The sequence below is a fragment of the Proteiniphilum sp. genome, from assembly GCF_040307845.1.
Taxonomy (GTDB): domain Bacteria; phylum Bacteroidota; class Bacteroidia; order Bacteroidales; family Dysgonomonadaceae; genus Proteiniphilum.
On the sequence record NZ_JAWRIS010000034.1, the window covers coordinates 1 to 18,543 of the forward strand.

Annotated in this window: 12 protein-coding genes; 9 read left to right on the forward strand and 3 right to left on the reverse strand. The window is 44.4% G+C overall.

Annotated features, from left to right (window positions below; translation table 11 throughout):
• The first annotated feature begins 47 nt into the window (after window positions 1–47).
• Entirely contained in the window at window positions 48–470 is a 423-nt protein-coding gene (locus ABV001_RS08230; protein ID WP_352422352.1) for a hypothetical protein, read from the forward strand.
• Between the two features lie 181 nt (window positions 471–651).
• On the opposite strand, the gene dgt is transcribed toward ABV001_RS08230, so the two are convergent.
• On the reverse strand, window positions 652–1,980 hold the full coding sequence (dgt, locus tag ABV001_RS08235) for a dGTP triphosphohydrolase (protein ID WP_352422353.1): 1,329 nt from the start codon (window positions 1,978–1,980) through the stop codon (window positions 652–654).
• Between the two features lie 501 nt (window positions 1,981–2,481).
• On the opposite strand from dgt, the gene ABV001_RS08240 reads away from it, so the two are divergent.
• The 5 genes from ABV001_RS08240 (at window position 2,482) to ABV001_RS08260 (ending at window position 8,057) form a co-directional block, all read left to right on the forward strand.
• Window positions 2,482–4,410, forward strand: coding sequence for an amidophosphoribosyltransferase (locus ABV001_RS08240; protein ID WP_352422354.1), 1,929 nt, complete (start codon window positions 2,482–2,484; stop codon window positions 4,408–4,410).
• Window positions 4,407–5,339: a PhoH family protein gene (locus tag ABV001_RS08245; protein WP_352422355.1), complete on the forward strand. Its 933-nt coding sequence runs from the start codon at window positions 4,407–4,409 to the stop codon at window positions 5,337–5,339. Before ABV001_RS08240 ends, ABV001_RS08245 begins: the two co-directional genes overlap by 4 nt.
• A gap of 209 nt (window positions 5,340–5,548) precedes the next feature.
• Window positions 5,549–6,493: a phosphoribosylaminoimidazolesuccinocarboxamide synthase gene (locus ABV001_RS08250; protein ID WP_352422356.1), complete on the forward strand. Its 945-nt coding sequence runs from the start codon at window positions 5,549–5,551 to the stop codon at window positions 6,491–6,493.
• A gap of 35 nt (window positions 6,494–6,528) precedes the next feature.
• Window positions 6,529–7,275 (forward strand): bifunctional demethylmenaquinone methyltransferase/2-methoxy-6-polyprenyl-1,4-benzoquinol methylase UbiE, encoded by a 747-nt coding sequence (gene ubiE, locus ABV001_RS08255; RefSeq protein ID WP_352422357.1) that lies wholly within the window; start codon window positions 6,529–6,531, stop codon window positions 7,273–7,275.
• Between the two features lie 14 nt (window positions 7,276–7,289).
• Window positions 7,290–8,057 carry a shikimate dehydrogenase family protein gene (locus ABV001_RS08260; protein ID WP_352422358.1) on the forward strand — a complete coding sequence of 256 codons (768 nt, stop codon included), beginning with the start codon at window positions 7,290–7,292 and terminating at the stop codon, window positions 8,055–8,057.
• A gap of 116 nt (window positions 8,058–8,173) precedes the next feature.
• Here ABV001_RS08260 and ABV001_RS08265 read toward each other — a convergent pair whose 3' ends face one another.
• Window positions 8,174–8,809 carry a hypothetical protein gene (locus ABV001_RS08265; protein WP_352422359.1) on the reverse strand — a complete coding sequence of 212 codons (636 nt, stop codon included), beginning with the start codon at window positions 8,807–8,809 and terminating at the stop codon, window positions 8,174–8,176.
• A 416-nt stretch (window positions 8,810–9,225) separates the two neighbouring features.
• Between ABV001_RS08265 and ABV001_RS08270 the strand changes: the two genes are divergently transcribed.
• A complete protein-coding gene (locus tag ABV001_RS08270) occupies window positions 9,226–11,688 on the forward strand; it encodes a hybrid sensor histidine kinase/response regulator (protein ID WP_352422360.1) in 2,463 nt (820 codons plus the stop codon).
• A 30-nt stretch (window positions 11,689–11,718) separates the two neighbouring features.
• Here the strand turns inward: ABV001_RS08270 and ABV001_RS08275 are convergent, their stop codons facing one another.
• Window positions 11,719–13,077 carry a sigma-54-dependent transcriptional regulator gene (locus ABV001_RS08275; RefSeq protein WP_352422361.1) on the reverse strand — a complete coding sequence of 453 codons (1,359 nt, stop codon included), beginning with the start codon at window positions 13,075–13,077 and terminating at the stop codon, window positions 11,719–11,721.
• A gap of 82 nt (window positions 13,078–13,159) precedes the next feature.
• On the opposite strand from ABV001_RS08275, the gene ABV001_RS08280 reads away from it, so the two are divergent.
• Both ABV001_RS08280 and ABV001_RS08285 read left to right on the forward strand, forming a co-directional pair.
• Window positions 13,160–14,332 carry a M24 family metallopeptidase gene (locus ABV001_RS08280; protein WP_352422362.1) on the forward strand — a complete coding sequence of 391 codons (1,173 nt, stop codon included), beginning with the start codon at window positions 13,160–13,162 and terminating at the stop codon, window positions 14,330–14,332.
• 120 nt (window positions 14,333–14,452) lie between these two features.
• Window positions 14,453–18,457 (forward strand): hybrid sensor histidine kinase/response regulator transcription factor, encoded by a 4,005-nt coding sequence (locus ABV001_RS08285; protein WP_352422363.1) that lies wholly within the window; start codon window positions 14,453–14,455, stop codon window positions 18,455–18,457.
• Window positions 18,458–18,543 lie beyond the last annotated feature (86 nt).

An 18,543-nucleotide genomic window follows, 5' to 3' on the forward strand; every position in this document is an offset into this window, starting at 1 on the left:
CATAATCTATTGATATTTAGACTATAAATATACTACTTTTCTATCATATGAGAAAATATATATCGTTAATTATCAACCGATTTTCCAGCAATTATCCTAATAAATGTTTAGGACTGATTGCGGATAATCATATTATATTATTCTATCTTACTGTAGGAGGAAGTGATAATCCTTCAACCAGCTATGACTTCAAAAGTATTGACAACCTGACATTTGTTCAAATCAGGAGTTCATTACTTCCTGTTCTTAAAAAAAGTAAGCGGTTTGATTTTGAATCAGCTAAAGTAGAAGTAAAAGAGTTTCTTCTAAAATTGATGAAATTTACCGAAGAAGAAAAATCGTTCATAGAGAATTTTAACAATAATCTTTATCGACCGGAATTATTGTTCGAAGACGCAGAAATTGTAAGACGAATCAAAAATCATCCAATGGCAATTTGGAAGATCAGGAATAACAGCACAAGCAAATAAAAAATAAAGCTTTTAAAGCATTCGGCAGAATGTCTCTCGACACTCTGCCAAACATGTTAACCTTAAATCTAATACTATTATGAAAAAACCACGATGCAAATATAAAAAAGAAATCAAATAACCACAAATAATTTCAATAAAAAATAAAAAAATATCTATTTTCATCAAATCGTAAGTAAAATCACACAGCAGGCAACCCCATGCCTGTTATTTTTCGATACAAATCAAGCGCATAGACATCAGTCATACCCGATATGTAATCGATGACGGACTGAATTTTCCCATACAAGCTCCGGGAATCTGTCTCATATTGTTCGGGAATCCTATCCAGGAGTAATTTCGAATACGCATGACCGGGATTCCGGATAGCATCTGTGAACATTTCCAGCAGATACCCGATGATCCGGTGGCCGGCCAACTCAATATCAAGCACATCTTTAGAGCGGTATATATGCTGCATGGCAAAATCCGCACATTGACGGTATGCTTTCACGACAACCGGGGAAATATTTCCTATAAGTGTGCCATTGAATTCTCCCGTAAGGATCTGGCCTTCATTGGCAAGGAATAATTCCGAACACTCATTCACCAACAGGCCGATTACACCGGAGCGCAGATAGGCGATCTGCTCATTCACATCACGCACATACGACAACGTCGCGATGCGTCGCTGACGGCTCTCTCCCTCGAAGAAATCCAGCAATAACTCTATTGCTTTCTCGGTGGAGAGCAGGCGTAACTTGTGCGCATCTTCTATATCCATCACCTGGTAACAAACATCATCGGCCGCCTCCACCAGATAAACCAAAGGATACCTTACAAACCGCAACGGGTGGTCACTTTGTTGGATGATTCCGATTTCCCCTGCAATTTGCCGGTAATCTTCCTCTTCGGAGGCGAAAAAACCGAATTTATTCTTTCCCCCACTCAATTCCGACGAATAGGGGTATTTCACGATAGAAGCCAGTGTGGAATAGGTCATCGCAAAACCGCCTTTCCTTCTCCCCCTGAACTGATGCATCAGCAACCGTATAGCATTGGCATTTCCTTCGAAGCAGGTAAAATCGCTCCAGCGGCCGCCCCCCTGCTCTACCTCACTTTGCAAACAAGCGCCCTTCCCTTCGGAAAAGAAGGTCGAGATCGCCTTTTCCCCGGAATGTCCAAATGGCGGATTCCCCATATCATGTGCCAGACATGCAGCAGCAACGATCGAACCGATCTCCTCGAAATGAGCTTCGGAAGATGGATATCTTCTTCGCAGTTCACGACCGATATTCTCTCCCAGCGAGCGGCCCACACTGGCAACCTCCAGGCTATGTGTCAACCGGTTATGTACAAAGATACTTCCCGGCAAGGGAAATACCTGGGTTTTGTTCTGCAACCGCCGGAAAGGCGACGAAAAAATCAACCTGTCGTAATCGCGCTGATACTCCGTCCGTTCATGCTTCTTCGCATTTTCATAATGCTCCATCCCGAACCTCTTTGCAGATAATAAGCGTTCCCAGTTCATTTGATTATATTTATTCAAATTTCATAAGTCGTATGATTGCAACTAAAGCATTCATCTGATGATGTTTTGTGCCCCATAGTAGCTCGTTCAAGCTAGAAGAGTAGAAGTCGCTTCGCTAACTACTCTTTTTATGCTCTTCCCGAGCTATGGGTTCCCACAAAATATCTATAGGCCTCCGCTTTAGTTACATAATCCTTTTCAAATAGTTTCCAATCTTATTAGCACAAAGATAACACCACCGTTTTCGTTAAGCAAGAGCAGAACAAATTTATTTGTTTTGCCGAGCGCAGAAAACACCTAATGTAATTGAACGTTTTCGTTAAGCAATACGAACAGAAGGCAAGTTTGCTTGGATTATGTCGTTGCGAGAAAACGCCTAATGTAATTGAACTATCCGAAAAACCGTTCGTTGACATTTTTTGATAAGATTATCGTGACAATACCGGCAAAATTTCCACAAATAAGATTAAATTTGTACCCTTAATACAGAAAGGTTATTCAATGACTGATGTTATCAAGCACGAGTGCGGGATTGCAGTAATCCGCCTCCTCAAACCCCTCGATTATTATTACAATAAATACGGGACGTGGCAATACGGACTGGATAAAATGTACCTGCTCATGGAAAAACAGCACAACCGTGGACAGGAAGGGGCGGGACTGGGTGCTGTGAAACTGGAAGCCTCCCCCGGAAACGAGTTTATTTTCAGGGAACGGGCATTGGGATCGGGTGCCATATCAGAAATATTCTCCCATATACATGCTTCGTTCCAGCAATTCTCCAGGGAGCAACTGAGTGACATCGAATTTGTCAAGACTGCAGTTCCTTTTGCAGCGGAACTCTTTATCGGACACCTGCGCTACAGCACTACCGGCAAGAGCGGGCTCAGCTATGTGCATCCCCTGCTGCGGCGTAACAACTGGGCATCGAGAAGCCTTGCCCTGGCAGGGAACTTCAATATGACCAATGTGGATGAAATGTTTCACCAACTGCTTCAGGAAGGACAACATCCGCGCGATTATGCCGACACATTCGTCATGCTGGAATCCCTCGGTCATTATCTGGATCGGGAGGTGCAATACCAGTATGATCATCTGAATAAAGAACAGATGAACGGTCAGGAGATAAGTCTCCAGATCGCAGAAAAACTCGATATCCCTTTTCTGCTGAAAAGAGCATCCGGCATCTGGGACGGAGGCTATGCCCTTTGTGGATTGATCGGTTGCGGTGATGCTTTCGTACTGCGTGATCCGTGGGGTATCCGCTCGGCATTTTATTATCATGACGATGAGATAGCTGTTGTAGCGTCGGAACGACCGGTCATCCAGACGGCATTCAACCTGAAGAAAGACGATGTACATGAACTGCAACCCGGAGAGGCGCTTATTGTAAAACGTAACGGAGCTATCACCCTTCATCAGATACAGGAGAAGAAAAAGAAAATCACACCCTGTTCATTCGAGAGGATCTACTTTTCACGCGGCTCTGACCATGATATCTACAGGGAACGGAAAAAGCTGGGAGAACTATTGGTTCCCAAAATCATGGATGCGGTGGATGGCGATTTCGACAATACAGTATTCTCTTTTATCCCTAATACTGCAGAGGTAGCTTATTTTGGTATGCTCCAGGGATTGGAGGATTATTTCAATCACAAGAAAGCAGTCACTATCCTCGAAAAAGGAAGCGCGTTGAGCAAGGAGGAGATTGACGCCATCCTGTCGAAACGGGTACGATCGGAAAAGGTGGCTATCAAGGATATCAAATTACGTACCTTCATTGCACAGGGTAATACAAGGAACGACCTGGCAGCACACGTCTATGATGTTACCTACGGATCATTAAGAAGAGGTGTGGACAGCCTGGTAATTATCGACGACAGTATTGTCCGCGGAACCACACTCAAACAGAGTATCATCAAGATATTGGACAGGCTCGACCCCAAAAGGATCATCATCGTATCCTCTTCTCCTCAGATACGTTACCCCGATTGCTACGGTATAGATATGTCGAGAATGAGCGAGTTCATCGCTTTCAAAGCAGCCATTGAACTGTTGAAAGAACGTGACATGCAGTATGTGATCGACGAAACATATAAAAGATCGGTAACCCAGCATCATTTGAAGAAGGAGCATATCGTCAATTACGTAAAGGATATTTATGCTCCTTTCACCGATGAGGAGATCTCCGACAAGATCGCACAGATGCTTACTTCCAAAGAGATAAAGGCCGAAGTGAAAATCGTCTTCCAAAGTATTGAGGATCTCCACAAGGCATGCCCCAATAACGGGGGCGACTGGTACTTCTCGGGCAACTATCCCACTCCCGGCGGGAACCGGCTTGTGAATAACGCATTTATCAATTATATTGAAGGTCAGGAGAACAAATCGCACCAATATTCGTTAAACTTCTCAAATAGCGGAGAATGATTGAGCGTATCATTATCATAGAGAATGTAGATCCGGTTGTCTTTTTCGGCATCAACAACAGCAATATCCAGTTGCTCAAGACACTCTATCCCAAGTTGCGTATTGTGCCAAGAGGCAACGTAATCAAGGTGATCGGCGAGGAGGAAGAACTGGCCGGCTTTGAAGAGAAGATACATGAGTTGGAAAAGTTCAGCAACGAGATGAACGTGCTGAAAGAAGAAGACATCCTGGACATTGTGAAAGGCAAGGCTCCCATGGTGGTGAATGTAGACAACCTCATCATCCACGGACTGAATGGAAAACCCATTCTTGCCCGTACGGCCAATCAGAAAAAACTGGTAGAAGCGTTCGATGAAAACGACATGGTGTTTGCCATCGGCCCGGCCGGTTCAGGAAAGACCTATACAGCCATCGCATTGGCCGTCAGGGCACTCAAGACAAAGAAGGTCCGAAAAATAATCCTGAGCCGCCCTGCCGTGGAAGCCGGTGAGAAATTGGGTTTCCTGCCCGGGGATATGAAAGAGAAAATTGATCCTTACCTCCAACCGCTTTACGATGCGCTGGAGGATATGATCCCTCCCCTGAAATTGAAAGAGTATGTTGAGAACAAAATCATACAGATCGCACCCCTCGCTTTTATGCGGGGACGGACATTGAACGATGCGGTGATCATCCTGGATGAAGCCCAGAATACCACCAAGCCGCAGATAAAAATGTTCCTGACACGATTGGGATTGAACGGGAAAATGATCATCACGGGGGATATCACGCAGATCGACCTGCCCCACTCGCAGCAATCGGGATTGATTCACGCCATGCAGGTATTGAAAGGTATCAAAGGTATCGGCAGGGTAGAATTCAACAAGAAGGACATAGTACGCCATAAGCTTGTACAAAGGATAGTGGAGGCGTATGAACTAAGTGATTAAGTGGAAAAGTGAAAAGGTGGAAATCTGCGAGTAAGTGAGGGCAAAGTAAATTTATTTAAATTTGCCGAACGGTAGCAGATTGCGCGAAGCGAAAGGTGAAAAGGTGACTGGGGAGAGGGGGAGACTGGGGGAAAGGACCAAGAATCAAGACTTCTCAACTTCTCTTCTTCATCAAATTATCAAATCAGTAAATCAACAAATCAAACAATATGGATGCATTGACAAGAACAGATTACAATTTTCCCGGACAGACGGGTGTGTATCACGGAAAAGTACGCGATGTATATAGCATCGGAAAAGAGACACTGGTTATGATCGCCACCGATCGTATTTCGGCATTCGACGTAGTATTACCGAAAGGCATTCCATATAAGGGACAGGTATTGAACCAGATCGCGTCGAAATTCCTTGATGCTACCTCCGATATCGTACCTAACTGGAAAGCAGCCTCCCCCGACCCGATGGTGACGGTCGGTCACCAATGCGAGCCCTACAAGGTGGAGATGGTAATCCGCGGTTACATCACAGGCAGTGCGTGGCGCGAGTATAAAAAGGGAGCGCGCACCTTATGCGGCCTTTCCCTACCGGAAGGTTTACGTGAAAACCAGAAGTTCGAAACACCTCTGATTACCCCTACTACAAAAGCGGACGAAGGACATGACGAGAATATCTCGAAAGAGGAGATTATCGCACAGGGACTGGTTAACAGGGAAGAGTATGAACAACTGGAAAAATATACCTACGCATTATTTAAGCGCGGTACTGAAATGGCTGCCGATAAGGGATTGATATTGGTAGACACCAAATATGAATTTGGTAAAAAAGAGGGTAAGATATACCTGATCGACGAAATCCATACCCCCGACTCATCACGCTACTTCTATAGCGAAGGCTATCAGGAACGCTTTGAAAAAGGAGAAGAGCAGAAACAACTCTCTAAAGAATTCGTACGCAAATGGTTAATGGACAACGGATTTCAGGGGCAACAGGGACAACAGGTTCCCGAAATGACCGATGAATATTGCCGGAGTGTATCGGAACGCTATATTGAGTTATACGAGAAGATCGTCGGAGAAAAGTTTGTGAAAGCCGATGCCGACAATCTGGAATCGCGCATTGAAAAAAATATCACCGAATATTTGCGAACTCATTAATGGCTGTATGTCCAATTAGCCGAAAGATTAAAAGAATGACCTACAAAGTAGAAAAGGTAAACCCTTATAACTCCGATCAACCGAAGAAAGAGCAGGTGATACGGATGTTCGACAGTATCGCTTCGAACTACGACAAGCTGAATGGGACGCTTTCACTGGGAATCGATGATTATTGGCGAAGGGACGCGCTGAAAGAACTCAGAAAATACCCCCACAGGCAGTTGTTGGATATTGCCACCGGCACGGGTGACTTCGCTATCCTGGCACAGAAGATATTACAGCCGGAGAAAATTACGGCGGTAGATATCTCCGAAGGAATGATGCAGGTCGGTAAAGAAAAAGTAAAAGCAAAAGGATTGCAGGATACCATCTCCTTCGACGTACAGGATTGCGCCAGCCTGACTTTTGCCGACAACAGTTTCGATGCCGCCACCATTGCTTTCGGCGTACGTAACTTTGAAAATATCGACAAAAGTTTTCAGGAAGTACTTCGTGTTTTGAAACCGGGTGGTTTATTTCTTTTTATCGAACTCACCACCCCACAGGAGACACCGATGAAACAGATGTATGCTGCATATACCAAATATGTGATGCCGGTCCTGTCGGGGATTTTCGCTACCGAACAACGCGCCTATAGCTACCTGCCCGAATCGATTGCCGCTTTCCCACAGGGAAGGGAAATGATGTTGATACTGAAGAAAAACGGTTTTACCAACATCCGATTAAGAAGATATACGCTGGGTATCACCACTCTCTACATGGCTGAAAAACCCTTTGTCTAACAATCGAATAACAAATGAACACTTACGGTCTGATCGGTTTTCCTCTGAAGCATTCTTTCTCGGCGAAATTCTTCGCTGAGAAGTTTTGTTGTGAGAAGATCGACGCAGAATACCTCAATTTCGAGATCGAGGATATTCAGGAGATTCGTCATATCATTCTCTTCAATCAGCATTTAAAAGGTCTGAATGTAACTATCCCTTATAAGGAACAGGTGATTTCCTTCCTGGATGAAATTTCCCCGGAAGCCCAAAAGATCGGTGCGGTAAACGTGATCAAAGTGGACAGGAAACCCGGTGATATGTATTATTACCGGCTCACCGGCTACAACACGGATTATATTGGATTTAAGCAATCACTCGCCCCGTTGATAGATCCGGGGTCTCACAGAAAAGCATTGATACTGGGTACGGGCGGAGCATCCAAAGCAGTTGCCCAGGCGTTAACAGACATGCAAATCGAATGGAAATATGTATCCCGTTCTCACCGCGACGACGGGTTTACTTATACCGATCTTTCTCCGGAGATCCTCTCCGAATATACACTGATTGTAAATGCTTCGCCGGTAGGCACATTTCCTCAAACTGAAGATTGTCCCGATATCCCCTATAAGCTTCTCACCCCTCGCCATCTACTCTATGATTTGATTTATAATCCGGAAGAGACCCTTTTTCTGCGAAAAGGAAAAACACAGGGTGCTACAACCAAAAACGGCAGGGAGATGCTGGAACTTCAGGCACTGGCTGCATGGGAAGTATGGAACCCTATCGACACAGGTAAATAAAAAATAACCGCCCCCTTACTTCTTTCAGCAAAGGGGCGATCGATCCTTAGTCATTGTATTAAGAAGAATATGTCAACTAAGAAATATATAGAGGTGCGATAGTGTAGTTTGTTTGTTTACAATGACATCGGAATTTCTGTTTCTTCCTGCTGTTGTTCCGGAGAAGCTGGCGGTGCCACCTCTTCTCCCTCACTATTCAGGTAGACTACTTTTTCAGACTGATCCGTCTTACTGGTACCCTTCACCTCTGTGATACCTTTCTCTGCGTTGTATTTCAAAGAGGTTATATCATAAGTCTCAGTAAGGGTACGGAGAGCATTCTGTACTTTTTCACCCAACTCTTCGAACTTGACATTCACAAATCCGTTGTCCTGCATCACTTCCGACAACTCAGCCGATGGAGCCTGCTCCTCTATTGCTCCGGAGTCTTCCTTCGCCGGGGCTGCTACTTCTTTCCCTTCAGCATCAAGAAATACTACTTTTTCTGACTGATCATCTTTTTTTGTCAATTTTACTTTTGTGAGTTGCTTTTCAGCGTTATACTTCAGCTTACTGATATCGTATTCCTGGGTATAGGAGTTAATCGTTGCCTGCACAACTTCGCTGAGATCCTGCAACTGCACTTCAACAAAACCGTCATTGTCCATAACCATTGCGATGGAGGGTTGTTCCTCTATTGCCTGTGCATTTTGTACGTTTGTCGTAATAAGCATACCTGCGATAATTGCGACTGATAAAATTACTTTTTTCATAACGATAAATTTTAAAAAATAAAAACTACATTGAATTCTTATTCCATTTGTTTTTTTGTGGCCTATCGCCGTTAACTATATATCAAATTAGATACCAAATCATATCAGGGAGGCTCCCGTAAACCATAAACACCTCTTTACTAATAAGTTAAATTCGCAACACAATAAATACATCCCATATCCCTACTGTGGAAAAAATGTGGATACTGTGGAATAATTCCACAATCAAGACAAAGAAATCCACAATTTCCACCGTCAACAAGCCTATGCAGAAAAGTATGATAATTAAAACTTATGCTGTATATTTGAAGAATAATAGATGCGCCTCGGACAAGTTCAAACAAATTTGACTTGCCTCTCGGCTTTCATCTTATTTGAAGAATAATAGATGCGGGAAAAATCATTATATCTGAAGTATGGTCCAAAAAAAGTCACCGGAACAAAGTGTCAGGATAAAAATAGGGTTGATACTCCTTGTAGTCATCATCTATTTTACCGGACTGTTCATTTATTCTTATTCTCTTAAAAAGAATATGGACCGCCAAAAAGCGGAGATGAACAATTCATATGAGATCCTGACCCAAAGTAATCAGTTAATGGTCTCCATACAACAGGCGCAGGATGTGCTGAATATGTACCTCTCGTCTCCACGGCGGGTATTTCAACAACAATATGACTCCATTTCATCCGACATATCCTTACAAATACAGAATATAGAGGAGATGAAACCGGAGAAGGAGCAGGATGTATTGTTACAGGATATCGACTCTCTGCTACTGGAGAAAAATAAGATTGTACGCCGGTTGACGGGACTCTTCAGATCCCAGAATCCACTGATGGAACTCGACCAGAAGATCAATAGTTACGATGAGATCATCCAGGATTCGGTTGTGATAATCACCAGTATTGACACGACCCGGGTTGAAAAACAGAAAAAAGGGTTTTGGAACCGGCTCAGAAATCTTATTGATCCTGCATCCGTACCGGACTCTACCATCAGCATAGCACGTACCGAACAAGAATCAAGATCCATTTCAAGGGTAGACACCGCCATGTACGCCGACCTGAAAAATATAACGGAAGAGGCATCCAAATCCTATTCCTCCCGCATACAGGGGATAGAGAGAGAAGTACGTGAGCTCCTGTTCGCCGAACAAAATATCTCACTCCGCATTTCACAACTCACCAATGAATTCTATAATGAAACCATCCGGATCGCCTGGAATGGGATGGAAAACAGCGAACAGCTCTCCCAGAGAATTTTCCGATTCGCCATCGTCGTCGGTGCGCTCTCCCTCTTTTTTATTCTTATCATCATTTTCTTTATTATTGATGACCTCAACAAAGGACAAAAAGCACGGACTGACCTGGTAAAAGAGAAACAACTTACGGAGGAGTTGATTGAGAGCCGCCATAAATTACTCCTATCCGTATCCCACGATGTTAAAACGCCTCTCAGCTCCATGATGGGATATATGGAGATGTGGGACTCGGAAGAGAGAAATGAAGATAAGAAACGGCAATTGCAGTCTGCCCGGAATTCGGGAAAACACATCCTGACCATGCTGACCAATCTGCTTGAGTTCTCGCGCCTGCAACAGAATTCGGCAAAGTTGCTTCATAGCCAGTTCAACCTTATTGAGTTGATGGACGATATTATCCGCATGTTTCAACCTTTGACAGAAGAAAAATCACTCAGCTTGAAGTTTGAAAACCGGGCTTCATCACCATTGTATGTAGAGACAGACTACACGCTCCTCAAACAGATACTTACCAATGTAATTTCCAATGCTGTAAAGTACACGCTACAGGGCGGTGTCACCGTTCGACTGGAAAATGAAGGCCCACTGGTTTTCACTATTACCGACAGCGGTATAGGAATGGATATCAATGAAATACCCGGCATGTTTAAACCTTTTTCCCGCATGCAAAATCCGTTGAAAGCCGAAGGAAGCGGCTTCGGCATGTATGTCACAAAGGGATTGATAGATCTGTTAAAAGGAACCATAGAGGTGACTTCGGAGAAAGGAAAAGGAACCTCCGTCACGATTGCCCTTCCTGTCCGGCAGATATCGGATAGGGTTCCCAATGGCGATGCCAATTCAGATTTATCCGGGAGTGACAACACGATGCAACAGGATATACCTTTCGGAAAAATACTCCTCTTCGAAGATGATCTTTCATTGGGAGGTATGATCAGGGAATATCTTGTCCGCAACGGGTACAAAGTAAAGCTATGCAGTAATCCACAGGATGTCCACGGTTTTTTGAGAGTTATCTCCCAGTTTGACATTGTATTTACCGATATGCAGATGACAGGGATAACAGGGACGGATATCCTAAGTAAGATCAGGGAAAAAGACACACGGATACCGGTCTGGCTAATGACAGCGCACGATGATTATACTACAGAAAGGGCGTTATCGGAAGGATTCTCCGGTCTGGTCAGGAAGCCTATCCGGATGAGCAAACTACTGGAAATCGTTGCCGGGAGACAGTATCCTGAAAACAAGGAACAAGCGCCGACAGAAGATTCCCTCAAGGATAAGTTCCCCCAACTCGTCTCCCTGTTTGGCGACGACACACAAATCATCCAAGATATCCTGGCCGGTTTTGTCGAATCGGCCAACAAGGATATGGATACTCTGGCGACTTATATTGAAGAGGAAGAGTTTGAAAAAGCACAACAACTGAGCCACAGGATCCATCCCTTCTTCAGCCAGCTCGATGCCGATCATCTTTGCGCTGTTTTGCGCAAAATGGATATGTTGAGAGGAGAAGACGAATCGGCCTATCCTAACTGGAAAGAAGAATTGTTAAAAACAATTGAAGAAATAAGACAATTCACTGTCGATCTCCGTGAAAACTACTTATCATAAGCAATTGGTTCGGTGTAAATTATTTCCTCTTTATAAACTGATGTTATACTGATGCATCTTGTTGTAGAGTGTTTTCCGGTCGATCTGGAGCAGGATAGCCGCTTTGGTCTTGTTTCCCTTGACTTGTTCAAGCGCTCTCAATATCTTATCTTTTTCCTCTTCAGGCTCCACGGAAAGAGAAATATCGGCTTTCGGTACAGATTCCTCTTTTCTTGTCGCGAGCACCGGCAGATTCTCCGGGGTGATGCTGTCTCCCCTCGTAAAAAGTACCGCCCGACGGATCACATTGCGCAATTCCCTCAGGTTACCCGGCCATGCATAGTTTTTCAATATGGTCAACGCTTCGGGAGAAATGAAGGCAACCTCCCTGCCAAGTTCCTTGTTGGCCTCTTCCCTGAAATGGTCGGCATAGGATGGAATATCTTCAACGCACTCCCGTAACGCCGGAACCCTGATCATAAATTCATTCAAACGGTGATAGAGATCTTCCCTGAAATTGCCTTCATCGATCGCTTTCTCCAGGTTTTCATTGGTAGCGGTGATAATCCGCACGTCCACATTCAGGTCTGTGGAAGTACCTACCGGCCTTACCCTTTTCTCCTGAAGGGTGCGCAACAGTTGCATCTGTACCCCATAAGGCAGGTTTCCTACTTCGTCAAGAAATAGAGTTCCACCATGTGCTTCCCTGAAAAACCCGGTCTTATCTTCTATGGCAGAGGTGAATGACCCTTTCTTATGTCCAAATAACTCACTCGGTGCCAACTCAATAGACAAGCTTCCACAGTCCACCGCGACAAAAGGCCCGTTGGCACGGTTGCTCCGTGTATGGATCAGACGGGCCACATGCTCTTTCCCCGTACCACTTTCACCGATGACCATCACCGCTATTTGGGTGGGCGCCACCAAATCGATATGGGTGTACATTTGTGCGGAAAACGGGCTTCGCCCCTTCACAAATTGTTTATCTTCCTTATAGGGTTTTCGCTCTGTCTGTCCCGCGGGTGGAGAAATGTTTTCCTGCCGGCCATCAAAGGCCGCTTCAATCTTTTTTGTCAGGATATCGGGATTGATAGGTTTTTCCAAAAAATCGAATGCTCCCAATTTAATAGCCGACACCGCTGTCTGAACTTCACCGTAACCTGTCATAATAATAACAGGTACCGACAAGTGTTTTTCTTTCAGCCAATTCAACAGCATAATGCCATCCCCATCAGGCAAACGCAGGTCGGAAAGGACTATCTGATAAGGTTCCGATTGAGAAAGCGCTTCCTGGGCCGCCATCATGCCTGAACATAGCGTTGCCGAAAACCCATTCCTGTCAAACCATTTCTGAAGCATGGAGCCAAAGGAACGATCATCCTCTACTATTAATATCCGTTTGTTATTCACCTCTCCAACCAGTTATGGCGTAAAGATAGTGGTTTTTCAAAAAAAATCCCCTAATTTTGATGTCAAAAAATCATATTACTATATGAACAGATTACCACTACATGAAACCGGCGCAAGATTGAGAAAGGTACAACAGACTATCACCGAAATGCAAGCAGATGCTTGTATCATCACCTCATCCGTGAACCAATACTGGCTCTGCGGATTTATTTTCGACGGGTTCCTCTTCTTATTTCCCGGGGAAAACCCTGTACTGTTTGTGAAACGTCCTTCCAACATTGATGATGAACGGGCAAAATTTATCCGCAAACCGGAACAGATACCCGATCTGCTGCGGGAAATGGGGATATCCTTGCCCGGACGTATCCTGATCGAAGCCGACCAACTGCCTTTCACTTCCGCTACCCGCTTGCAGGCTGCGTTAAATATGCCAGAAATCAAGAACGTTTCCGGAGAATTACGGAAGATACGGGCGGTAAAATCGGAATACGAACTGGAGCAGATGCGTGAAAGTGCCCGCATCCACGCTTATGTATACGGGCTTATTCCCGCTTTGTATCACGAAGGGATGACTGATTTGGAACTGCAGATAGAAATAGAAAGACAGATGCGCCTTCATGGATCGGTTGGTATCTTCCGCTCTTTCGGGGAGAACATGGATATTTTTATGGGAAGCATGTTGGCCGGCAACAATGCCCAGGCGGCATCGCCTTATGATTACGCACTGGGTGGAGCAGGCATCTCCCCCCTCCTACCACTGGGAGCCAACGGCGCACTGCTTTCACCCGGCACAACCTTGATGGTGGATATGGCAGGGAATTACCGCCCATGGATGGATGATATGACCCGTACCTTCGCCATTGAATATGCACCTGATATCGCCTATAAGGCACACCAGGTCTCCATCGACATTCACAATGCCATCATAAAGAATTTCCGGGCCGGCGCCCTTTGTTCCGAGCTGTATTTATTGGCAGAAGAGATGGTGAAGGAAAACGGCTTAGAGTCCTATTTCATGGGCACTGTACAACAAGCCAAATTTATCGGGCATGGTGTAGGGCTGGAAATCAATGAGCCACCGGTGCTTATGGCCCGTTCAAAAGAAGTCCTGGAGCCGGGAATGGCATTCGCCTTGGAACCCAAGTTCGTGCTACCCGGTATCGGCGCCGTAGGAATAGAGAACACCTATGTGGTACATGAATCGGGCTTTGAGAAGATCACTCTCTGCGAAGAAGCGCTGATTGTTTTATCGTAAAATAATCTCAACGCTTGGGAATCCACGACCGCCTCTTTAGCAAATATTAGCAAAAATGCGATATTGTTATTATATTTGCACCATATACTATATTATCATTTAGGAATACTGGGGTAGTCAATGAAAAACTGTTTGTCCATATTATTTTTCCTCTATCTCTTTATACCGGTTTTCCCTGCCCATTTTAAACATATCGGCATGGGAGACGGGCTTTCTCAGACCTCTGTAATGTCTATCCACCAGGACATATTAGGACGGATGTGGTTTGGAACGCGCGAAGGGATTACCGTTTATGACGGGAATACTACGGTCGTCTATAAACCATGGACGGATGAAATGGATAGAGATCCCACGAAATCGCTCTTCGGGAATCAGTGTGATTTTATCCGGAGTAACCGGGAGGGTGACGTCTTTTTCCGGACAGACGCTGCTTTGATGCGATACGATATTCGTAAGGAGGAGTTCCGGATGGTTCGTTCGAGTGGGGTCAGGACTCTATCTACTTATAAGGGAGATATATGGTGTGTGGTGGAAGATTCTATATTCACCTACGATCCGGCAGGAGATTCCCTGCAATTCCGAACCAAAACCAATGTTCAGTCTATCTTTTGTATGCTGGTGCTATCAGAAGACAAAATATGGCTGGGATCCAATAAGGGCCTCTATCTGATGGAAGAAGGAGCCACTCCGGAAGTGATTATTCCCGATAAAGACATATACAGCCTGTTCGAAAGTTCCACCAAAGATCTCTGGATAGGTTGCCGTATGGAAGGATTGCACAAGATAGCTCCCGATGGAACAAGAAGCTTCTACTCGGAGCTTAACCCTTCACAAACCCGCATTGCAAGTAATCAGATAAGGGAATTTGCAGAGGATAACCATGGCAATATATGGTTCGGCACATTCAAAGGATTACAAAAGTTCAACCCACATACCCACGAATTTACGTTGTATACACGTAATAATTTACCCGGGGGATTGAGTCATTCATCTGTATTTTCACTGTTTTTCGATCGTCTGGGAACCATTTGGGCCGGCACCTATTATGGAGGAGTGAATTATTTTAATCCGGAAAGGGATATTTTTTCCCATTATGTAGATAATCCCAATCGCAATGATTGCCTGAACTACCCTTTCGTCGGGAATATGGTGGAAGATAAAGACGGCGATCTGTGGATCTGTACCGAAGGGGGAGGTTTGAATTGTTTGAACCGCAAGACACAAACTTTTCGTTATTTTGTATCGGAAGATAAAAACGGGCCTCCGCATAATAACCTGAAGAGCATTAGTTATGATGAAAAGCGGGATATGCTCTACATCGGCACACATACCGGAGGGTTATCCAGCTTCCATATACCCACACAGCGTTCCCATCATTACATGGAGCACTCGGCTGATTCTTCCCCCCTTCGTCCGAACTACATTATCCATCATACCGGAATCTATAATGACTATCTATATGTTTCTGCACGAAACGGGCTTTTCCGGATGAATCTTGATACAGAAAAATTTACAGATCTGGGACATTACTGTGAGAATTTTTTTATCGACTCAAAAGGTTATCTGTGGTATTCCCTTTCGGGAGATCTCACCCGGTTAAACACAAATGACCTTTCGGAAGTAAAGAAAATTTCACTCAGAAAACGGGGTATGCGTTTCGATGCGACCCATATCCTTGAGAGCAATGGAAATATTTATATTGGCACAAGGGGATCGGGCCTTTATAAATACAACGATGCAGATGATACACTTACGGCTTATACCGTTTCAAGCGGGCATCTCATGAGCAACTATTGTTATAATATGGTGGAGACTAAAAGCGGGAACCTGGTGATCACCGGAGACAAAGGTGTCACATTTTTTAACCCTCAACAGGAAATCTCCCGTTTTGTGAAACTGGGAGTATCCCTTCCTATTACCTCTATTACCGAGGGATGTGGCCTTATACTGTGTGACAACGATGAAATTTTCGTGGGAGGGTCAGACGGGCTCACTTCCTTCAGGGAAGCCGAACTCCATGTGGATAAGAAAGAATACGCTCTTTATTTTTCCGATATGTACATTCATAACCAACAGCTCACTCCGGGGGACAATACCGGTGTTCTATCGGAGGCATTGCCCTTTACAAATAAAATCAATTTGCCATACAATCAAAATAACATCGTTATTAATTTCGCATCAACCAATTATGTGGATATTCAGCGTAACAGTGAATATGAATATATGTTGGAAGGTTTTGATACCGGATGGAATCCCACGAATCTCTACAGCATCTATTACACAAACCTGAACCCCGGCACTTACCGCCTCACTGTGCGGGAGAAAGCCTCCTCTATCGATACACCCAACGCACGGGAAATATCCCTGAATATCCATATTTCACAGCCATGGTACAACACAGCCTGGGCATGGATAGCCTATATACTTGTTACTTATTCTGCGCTTGCATTTATAATCCACACACGCAATTCCCGTCGTGCATTGGCGATGTCTTTAGAGAAGGAACAACAGGAAAAAGAACGTAACGAAAAGCTCACACAAGCCAAACTCCGTTTCTTCACCAATGTCAGCCACGAATTCCGGGTACCGTTGACCTTGATCATCAGCCAGATTGATCTCCTTACCCAAAGCACCTCCTTATCTCCCACAGTATACAATAAAATATTGAAGATCAGCAAAAACGCGAATCGTATGCGGGGACTTATTAATGAACTACTGGAATTTCGGAAATTAGAGCAACATTTTGTCTCGCTGCGTGTTTCGGAACAGGACCTGATTCCTTTCCTCAAAGATATTTTCCTGTCATTTCACGAGCTGGCTACAAAAAAACAAATCACCTATCAGATATCGGATTCGATCCAATTTCTTTTTCTTTGGTTTGATCCATATCAACTCCAGAAGGTCTTTTTCAATATACTATCCAATGCATTTAAATACACTCCGGAAGGAGGGACTATTGAGATAGTGATAAAAGAAAAAGACGACGTGGTCACAGTCCAGGTTATAGACAATGGGATCGGACTATCGCCGGAAGATTCCCGGAAAATATTCGACCTTTTCTATCAGGCCGAGAATGGTATTTCAACGTCCGATTCAAATCCGGGAACCGGAATCGGATTAGCATTGAGTCAGAACATCATACAACTGCATCACGGAGAGATTACAGTACAAAGTGAACGCGATTACGGCACCATATTCAGTGTGAAACTACTGAAAGGAAAGACCCATTTTGAAAAAGACGGTAAAACAGCGGTGTTGGATCACCCCGAGGAACCCGCAATGAAAGGAGGAGCATTGCCGGAATTACTTACGGAAGAAGATTATGAGAAGATGGCCAAAACCCTCCCCGAAACAGATGAGGGTAAAAAGTATACGGTTCTCCTTGTCGAGGACAATGAGGAACTACTCCAGATGCTCCATACCCTTTTCAGCCCTCTTTACAAGGTACTACAGGCCCGTGATGGAAAAGAAGGGCTTGAAACAGCCATGAACGAGAAGCCCGATCTGATAGTCAGTGATGTGATGATGCCACGCATGACGGGCACTGAAATGTGCATGCATATCAAAAACAACATCGATCTCAGCCATATCCCGGTCGTATTGCTTACCGCCCTGGATAGCGTGGAGCAAAACATAGAAGGACTACAACAAGGCGCCGATGATTATATCGGAAAACCTTTTCATTCAAAGATACTTCTGATCCGATGCAATAATATCATCCGGAATAGATTGCTGATGCAGCGCAGATTAAACGAACAGCCCGATTTCGACCTGGCATCATTGGCGCTGAATTCGTTGGATCAGGATTTACTGAAACGGATCAATAAAGTGATTGACGATCATCTCGACGATCCTGAATTCGATGTGGACAGATTGGCTACGGAAGCCGGATTAAGCCGCAGTTCCCTCTTCGCTAAATTCAAAGCATTGACCGGCATAACTCCCAATGATTTCATTCGGAATCAACGTCTTAAACGGGCTGCCATTTTATTGTGTGAACACAAGGAATTACAGATCGTGGAAATTGCCGAACAATTAGGATTTGGCTCTTCGGTTTATTTCAGCCGGAGTTTTAAGAACATGTATGGGGTTTCTCCCGCCCAATACAGAAAGAAGAAAGCTTAAAAACCTGTATCGGGACAATTTGTACTACTTTTTTGGATAATCTATATCCCTATCTTATCGTATCCTCTCTAATTTTGCCTGAAATT